The sequence below is a fragment of the Candidatus Zixiibacteriota bacterium genome (assembly GCA_022865345.1).
GTDB lineage: Bacteria > Zixibacteria > MSB-5A5 > MSB-5A5 > RBG-16-43-9 > RBG-16-43-9.
This window is the reverse complement of record JALHSU010000155.1, coordinates 1-7,598: the sequence shown is the minus strand read 5'-3', so window position 1 is coordinate 7,598 and position 7,598 is coordinate 1. Positions and strand designations below refer to the sequence as shown.

Here is a 7,598-nt window from a genome sequence, read left to right as displayed (position 1 = left end):
TTTAAGAAGGTGTTGTTATTTAAAGAGATCTCGCGTAGGGGTGGAGCTTGCCTCCACCCATCACCTTCGGGCGGAGATGAACTCCGCCCCTACGCGGGTTTAAACCTGTTACCAAAATTGTGAAGTAGTACACACAGGCGGGTCGGCTGCAATTGGGGTTAGGTGCACCTGCCACTCACCAATCTGACTTTCATCGCAACATAACTCAACTGATATATCGCAACCATGCAAAATTAAGATGTATCCAGAAATCTAGGGGAGCTGTGTTACCAGTGATGACGCGGCAATGATGCTGCATGTAGCGAGATGTAACATGAACGCGTTTTTTCGTACATCAATCATCCGGTCCGAGCACGAGTACTCGTTCCAGGATACGGTCACGATTTTCCACACGAGTCCGACCAAAAGCAGCATGATTAGTGTCAGTGGGATTATTGATGCTGAGAATACAGCAAGGAGTAACGTCGTGAAAAATAGCATCGAGAGTGCGAGAACACCATAGCGGCCAGAGAAGCGCGGGCCAAAATCAATAACCATCGTCTTGCGCCCTGTTTTTTCATCATCTATTCTGCTAGCGAGTTCATCTATCCAAACCCACAAGCCGGTCGCGACAACTATCGGTAGCGAAGCAAGATACACCGTACGTGTGATGTCACCGACCTGGACAAGGTATGCTCCAAGAACAGGAATCATGCCAAGGCTTTCAGAGATGACGATCTCGCCGCCAACTCGCCGACAGAAATTGAACGGCGGCGCGACGTAGAGCACACCTACGAAGAGCGCAGTAATGCCGTAAACAATGAAGATGCTCCTGGGAACACCGTTGTGTAGAATCAGACCGTTGTTTAGGTGCAGACCCAGGAGGCACGCCACAACGATGCACATACCTGCGTATCTTAGGAGCCGGGGTTTTGACCACTTGGTTGTGGACCGGCCTTCGAACCATGCCTGCAGAAACGAGAATCCAGTGTGGAATAAAACAGTAGCGAAAAGAAACTCAATGGCACCAAGCCACCTGAACGAGAAACCCGGTGGGCGGAGCCAGAATGGTAGCGTCGTGCCTACAAGCGCCGGAAGTAGGGAAGCAGTCCAGTAGCGGAAGCCAGCGAAGTAGAGAAATCCAGAGATACCTTCAAAGGGTTCTCCTGCCGGAAGTTTGTCTTGCGCTATTTTGGTCATGTCTCTAACTCTTCTTTTACCTAATAATTCTTGTGCACCTGACAGATGATTACATTAACTTGATTCGTAGGGGAGGAGCTTGTTGAGCTCAGCGAAATCCCGTTTTGCGGGGTCTCCTCCCGTTATTGTTGCATATTTTTGTAGGGGCGAGGTTCCCTCGCCCAGACATCTCCGTGGACAGACAGAAATGTCTGTCCTACCGAAAAACCTCACCCTTACCCTTTCCTTGAAAAGGAAAGGGTTTTGTTTTTATCCGTTATTCGATATTCGTCATCCGTCATCTTTCACAGTATATGAAGTGGTCTTCCCTCAGCCTTCAAGGCGCTTTCCCGGACCCCCTCAGACAGGGTGGGGTGGGCGTGGATGGTTTCAATTAAATCTCTCAGCTTCATTCCTTTTTTCATTCCCAGGGCAAGCTCGGCGATTAAATCTGTGCCCCGGTTTCCGAGGATAATGCAGCCTAAGATCTTATCAGATTTTTCCTCAGCAATTATTTTTACCATCCCTTCAGTTTCATCCTCTGCCAAAGCTCTCCCGTTGGCTATGAAGGGGAACCTGCCGATCTTTATCTTATGACCCCTGGCTAAAGCTTCCTTTTCAGTCAGACCGACTCCGCCGATTTCCGGATAGGTAAATATGCACCTGGGAACGACTGTATAATCCATCGAAACGGTTCCTCCCAAGGCGTTCTCGACTGCTACTTCTGCCTCCATTGAGGCTACATGGGCTAAAAGATAGTTGCCTATACAATCGCCGGCAGAATAGATATCTTCTATATTTGTTTTCAAAAACTCATCCACCTTGATATTACCCTTTTCCTGGTCTACTCCAATCCCGCTCAAATTTAATCCCTCAGTATATGCCTTTCTCCCCACAGAGATCAAAACCTTTTCGGACTCTATTTCAAGTTCTCCTTTAGGAGTGGAAATTTTCACTTTCTTTAGCTGGTTGTCTTTAGAATAGATTCCGCTAACCTTAGAATCTGTATAGATTTTAATCCCTTCTTTTTCCCATTTTCTTCTAAGTACAGAGGCTATCTCCTCGTCTTCTCCGGGAAGTATCTGGGGGAGCATCTCCACGATGATTACCTCAATGCCGAAGGAATGAAAGATAGATGCAAACTCGCATCCGATATATCCTCCTCCCACAATCAGGAGACTCTTGGGTATTTCCTCAAAGCATAAAGCTCCAGTGCTGTCAACTACGCCATCCAGATCCGCACCTGGAATTTTAAGCTCGATCGGAACTGAGCCGGTGCAGATAAGGATTAAATCAGCTTCGAGTTTTTCTGTTCCACCATCGGTTTTGTTTACTAGCAGAGTTTTCTCATCCAGAAAGGAAGCGGTGCCGGAAAGCTGGGTTACTTTACTTTCCTTGAGAAGGAATTTGACACCATTGACCAGTCTTCTCACCACCTGCTCCTTTCGCCTCATCACCTGTGTCCAGTTTAAGTTAGGAGAGCCAGCCTCTATGCCCCAATTAGCTGTTCTTTTCAAGAGGGTGAAAAGATGAGCAATGGAGGTCAAGGTTTTGGTAGGTATGCAGCCAACATTTAAACAGACACCCCCCACCTCTTTTTTCTCAATCAGGGTGACCTCTGCACCTAATTGAACTGCCCTTAATGCTCCCACATACCCGGCTGGGCCACCCCCGATTATGGCTAATCTCTTTCTTTCGGACATCGATTTCTCCTTTGATTTATATGAATCAGAGAAGAATAATAGTTTTAGGATAAATATAAGTCAAGTTGAAAAGTAGAGGATGGTCGGGCAAGGTGCCCGACCTACGGGAAAAAATGGGACGGTGATCGTATGCAGTCCGCCAAAGGCGGACCAGCCCTACTGAACTGGCATCCTAGGAGGTAGGGGCACGGCGCGCCGTGCCCCTACCATTTTTGGTAAACCTGAAGGTTTGCACTCCTGCGGATTACTTCCGTTTAATCCTTGACCGCAAAAATAAAGATGGTTATATTTCAGAAAAGCTCTTTCATTCTCAAGAGGAAAAATCCAGAGGGAAAAATGGAAAAAGAATATAAGATGTTAATTGGAGGGGAATGGGTTTCCGGGGGGAAGTGCTTTGATGTCAGAAATAAATATAATCAGGAGATAATCGGGAAGGTTCCGGAGACAAGTAAAGAGGAATTTGAGAAAGCAGTTATTTCTGCTGTAGAAGGCTTCAAGAAAGTATCCAGTTTACCGGCATACCGCAGGTCAAAGATTCTGCAAAATACTTCTGAACTGATTGAAAAAAATAGGGACGAGATGGCCAGGATTATCTGCCTGGAGGCTGGGAAAGCCTGGAAACACTCCCTATTAGAAGTGGAAAGGTCTGTTCAGACTTTTAAATTTGCCTCAGAGGAGGCAAAGGACATTTTCGGCCATACCGTTCCTTTAGATGCCTCAGTTGGAGGCGAAAAAAGGGTCGGTTTTTATATTAGGTTTCCGGTCGGGGTGGTCGGTGCGATCTCCCCTTTTAATTTTCCTTTGAATTTGGTATCGCACAAGGTTGCCCCAGCCATTGCGGCTGGCTGTTCAATCATCTTAAAGCCAGCTTCATTGACTCCCTTGACATCGATCAAATTGGGGGAGATAATGATGGAAGCCGGTTTGCCTGAAGGCGGCTTGAATATAATCTTCGGCTCGGGGGGGGCTGTCGGGGATTGGCTTGTCTCGGATGAGAGAGTCCAGATGATAACTTTTACCGGCAGTCCACCTGTAGGAAGAAAAATCAAGGAAAAATCCGGTTTGAAAAAACTTACTCTGGAATTAGGCTCAAATTCTGCAGTTATAATTGACCAGGATGCAGATTTAGACTTGGCAGTGGAAAGGTCAGTTATGGGAAGCTTTGCCTATGCTGGACAGATCTGCATTTCGGTCCAGAGGATATATGTGCACAAGAAAATCTATGATAAGTTCAAAAAAGAATTTTTAGAGAAAACCTCAAAACTAAAATTGGGTGACCCTCTGGACATGGAAACAGATGTAGGTCCAATGATTACCGAAGATGAGGCTAAAAGGGCCGAGTCCTGGGTAAATGAAGCGGCAAAAGAAGGGGCAAAAATTTTGATCGGAGGAAAAAGAGAGGGTGTTTTCTATTACCCGACTGTCTTAGAAGATGTAAAACCAGAGATGAAGGTGATAGCATTAGAAGTTTTTGCTCCGGTGGTCTCCTTAGTCCCGTTTGAAGATTTTTCTGAGGCAGTCAGAATGGTGGATGATTCGATGTATGGACTTCAAGCCGGCGTGTTCACGGAAAATATCGAAAATGCCTTTCAGGCGATCAAAGGGATAAAAGTGGGAGGAATAATAATCAACGACGTGCCCACCTATAGGGCGGACAATATGCCTTATGGCGGAGTAAAGGAAAGCGGGATCGGAAGAGAAGGGCTTAAATATGCGATTGAGGAGATGACGGATATTAAGATGGTGTGTTTTAATCTAAGAAAATAGGTAATAGGTGGTGGCTAAACAAATAAATAATCTGGAGTGTAAACCTTCAGATTTACCTTAAAAAGCCATAGGTGGTAACTGTAGGTCAAGCATGTCTCGCCGAAGGCGGACTGCTTGACGAACCGATTTCAATAATATGAAGCCAGCATTTTTCAAAAAACTGGTCATACTTGGCAAGAATAAGTCCGTTTCCGAGAACGATTCAGTCGAATTTTCAGCGATTAAGCTTATTGATTTGAAAATGGAAGATAAGCAGGATTTTCGTCTTGACTTGAAAAGGGTGAGGTTTACAGATATTCAAGCCTTTGAGAATTTCTCAGCGGAGAGCACTTTAGTCAGTTTTGACCTCGAGGAATGGGATGAGATTTTATTGAAAATGGATGTTCGGACAGAAGACCTGCTGGACCTGAAAGCAGTTGCTAAAATACTCCTTCCCCGGCTAAGAGATTTCAAAATAGAAACTGTGGCTGAATATTTTAATTTAGACCTTTCTTCTGGAAAAGAAATAGAGGTGGTTTATAATCTGCTGCTTACTTTCATCTATAGAATACAGAAATTAAGCCCGGCTATCTTTCAGCAGTTGATGACCCTCTCCTTTGGGTCAAAAGATACTTGGGGAAGATTTTTGACCGAGGGCAGGAAAATTGAGATTGCTGATTTTGTTCTACCCATTGTGAAGGATGAGTTTCTGCTGAATTTTAGTGGAATCCGGGGAGAAAAGGAGATAGGCACAAAAAGCGATTACAGTAATGTCATGCTGAAAAAAGAGGAAGTCCTGGAATATTATCAGAACGGGGGACCGATCTCCTCGCAGATGGAAAAATTCGAGCAAAGGGAAGAACAGAAAAAGATGGCACAGAATGTGGCTTCGGCTTTTAACCAGGGTGACTTCCTTCTGGTGGAAGCAGGTGCTGGCGTGGGTAAATCCTTAGCCTATCTGGTGCCAGCTTTGCTCTGGGCTGAAAAAAACAAAGACAGAACTGTGGTCTCGACTAACACCAAAAACCTTCAGGAGCAGCTTTTCTTTAAAGACATCCCGCTTTTAGAAAAAGCCTTACCTTTTGAATTCAAAGTCACTCTGCTTAAAGGTAAGAAAAACTATCTGTGTCTCTACCGGTTTTATAACCTCGTCAATAAAGCTGAATACGAGCTACCCTTAGAAGACCAGAAAGCCCTCTCGAACCTGGCGGTCTGGGCTGCTGAGACCGGTTCAGGTGATATTGCGGAAAACAGCGGACTTGACCAGGTCAAAAATAATGCCTTGTGGAACAGGGTCTGCTGCGAGGGAAGCTCCTGCTTAAACCTGGAATGCCCTCATTATCAAAAATGTTTCTATCTTAAAGTTAAAAAGGAGGCTGCAAAATCTCACCTTCTGGTGGTTAACCATTCGCTTTTCTTCTCCGAAGTTTTGTCTGAAGGCAGAACCTTGGCCGTGGGGAATCTAATTTTGGACGAAGCCCATAATCTGGAAAATGCGGCTACCCAGTTCTTGGGAAAAGAAATCTCCTTCTGGAAAATAAAAGAAATCTTAGACAGGCTCTACCATAGCAGAATGGGAGCAGAATGGGGAGTTTTGGGAGAAATAAAACTTGTCTTTCAAAGAAGTTCTCTAAAAAAAATGGAAAAGTCCTGGATAGAGGATAAGCTGAGAAAGGCAATTGAGGAACTGGGCAAAACCTATAAGTCCTCTGAAGAGCTTTTCAAAAAAGTCCCTGCGAGGCTAAAAGGATTCTCCTCAGACGATTACCTGAAGCTAAGATATAAAAAAGAGGATAAGATCGTCTCGATTCTGAATGAGGAAGGGGAAAAACTTATCGTTTCTTTGAAAAAACTCCAGGCTAAGTTAGAGGCGGTTTCCACAGCATTAGAGGAACTGAAAAGCTCTGAGCTTGAAGGGAAAAGAGAAATCCTACAGCAACTTCAAACCGGGATGGCTGAGATTCAGGATTTGATCGATTCATCCCAGGCTCTTTTTTCGGCTGAGGATGAAGAGTACGTTTACTGGATCGAGTGCCCGGTACAAAAAGAGAGTCCGGACTGCAAACTCTGTATGGCTCCTTTAGAAGTAGGGGCAAGTTTGAACGAGCTTATATACGAAAATTTGAGAACAGCCGTGTTTACCTCAGCTACTCTTTCTGTAAATGGGGATTTCACCTATATCAAAGAAAGATTAGGTTTAAATCTGGTGGATGAGGAAAGGGTCAAAACTCTTTGTCTGGGCTCGACTTTTGAGTTTGAAAAACAGGCTAAGGTGTTGGTCCCTTCATTTGTTCCCTCACCCAAAAGCGAAGGGTATGTCGAAATGACAAAAGAGCTGCTAGAGGAATGCGGCAGAAGATTCAGGAAGAATATCCTGGCCCTTTTCACCTCTTATGAGATGTTAAACCAAGTCTACTCGGCTCTCAAATCAAGTTTCAGAAGTGAGGGAATACTTCTTTTGGGTCAGGGGAAAGACGGGCAATCCACCAACCTGTTTGAAAGATTCAAAGGTGAAAAAGGCGCAATTCTTCTGGGAACCTCCTCTTTCTGGGAAGGAGTGGATGCTCCGGGTAAAGCCTTAGAGATTTTGATCCTGGTAAAACTTCCCTTTGCGGTGCCGACCGAGCCTCTGGCGTCTGCCCGGATGGAAAAATTAGAAGCTTCAGGAAAAAATCCTTTCTTAAGTTATTCTCTGCCTGAGGCGGTCATAAAATTCAAGCAGGGGTTTGGAAGGTTGATCCGCAAAAAGGATGATTACGGGTTAGTGATAATCCTGGACAGCCGGGTTTTGACCCAGAGATATGGCAGAGTTTTTCTGGATTCGCTTCCGGTGAAGAGTTTGGCGGTCAAAAACAAAAAAGAGTTGACAGATCAAATCTCTAATTGGTTTGAAAAAGAAAAAAAGTTAATTCATATAAAAAATTAAGAGGTAACTATGAGGTATGTTCAAATTGACGGCGAAAATCTGAAACTGGAACAGATAGAGGAAGT

Annotated in this window: 4 protein-coding genes; 2 read left to right on the top strand and 2 right to left on the bottom strand. The window is 44.7% G+C overall.

Annotated features, from left to right (window positions below):
• Window positions 1-252: 252 nt before the first annotated feature.
• The gene (locus MUP17_07320; protein ID MCJ7458785.1) at window positions 253-1,179 is read right to left on the bottom strand and encodes a prenyltransferase; all 927 of its coding nucleotides are present in this window, start codon (window positions 1,177-1,179) and stop codon (window positions 253-255) included.
• A 284-nt stretch (window positions 1,180-1,463) separates the two neighbouring features.
• Entirely contained in the window at window positions 1,464-2,861 is a 1,398-nt protein-coding gene (gene lpdA / locus MUP17_07315; GenBank protein ID MCJ7458784.1) for a dihydrolipoyl dehydrogenase, read from the bottom strand.
• A gap of 336 nt (window positions 2,862-3,197) precedes the next feature.
• Between lpdA and MUP17_07310 the strand changes: the two genes are divergently transcribed.
• Both MUP17_07310 and MUP17_07305 read left to right on the top strand, forming a co-directional pair.
• Window positions 3,198-4,628, top strand: a complete 1,431-nt coding sequence (locus MUP17_07310) for an aldehyde dehydrogenase family protein (protein ID MCJ7458783.1) — start codon at window positions 3,198-3,200, stop codon at window positions 4,626-4,628.
• A gap of 136 nt (window positions 4,629-4,764) precedes the next feature.
• On the top strand, window positions 4,765-7,533 hold the full coding sequence (locus MUP17_07305) for a hypothetical protein (protein MCJ7458782.1): 2,769 nt from the start codon (window positions 4,765-4,767) through the stop codon (window positions 7,531-7,533).
• The last annotated feature ends 65 nt before the right edge of the window (window positions 7,534-7,598 follow it).

Coding starts and splice junctions, on each gene's coding strand:
- MUP17_07320 (MCJ7458785.1), bottom strand. CDS start 1,179: ATGACCAAAATAGCGCAAGACAAACTTCCGGCAGGAGAACCCTTTGAA.
- lpdA (MCJ7458784.1), bottom strand. CDS start 2,861: ATGTCCGAAAGAAAGAGATTAGCCATAATCGGGGGTGGCCCAGCCGGG.
- MUP17_07305 (MCJ7458782.1), top strand. CDS start 4,765: ATGAAGCCAGCATTTTTCAAAAAACTGGTCATACTTGGCAAGAATAAG.
- MUP17_07310 (MCJ7458783.1), top strand. CDS start 3,198: ATGGAAAAAGAATATAAGATGTTAATTGGAGGGGAATGGGTTTCCGGG.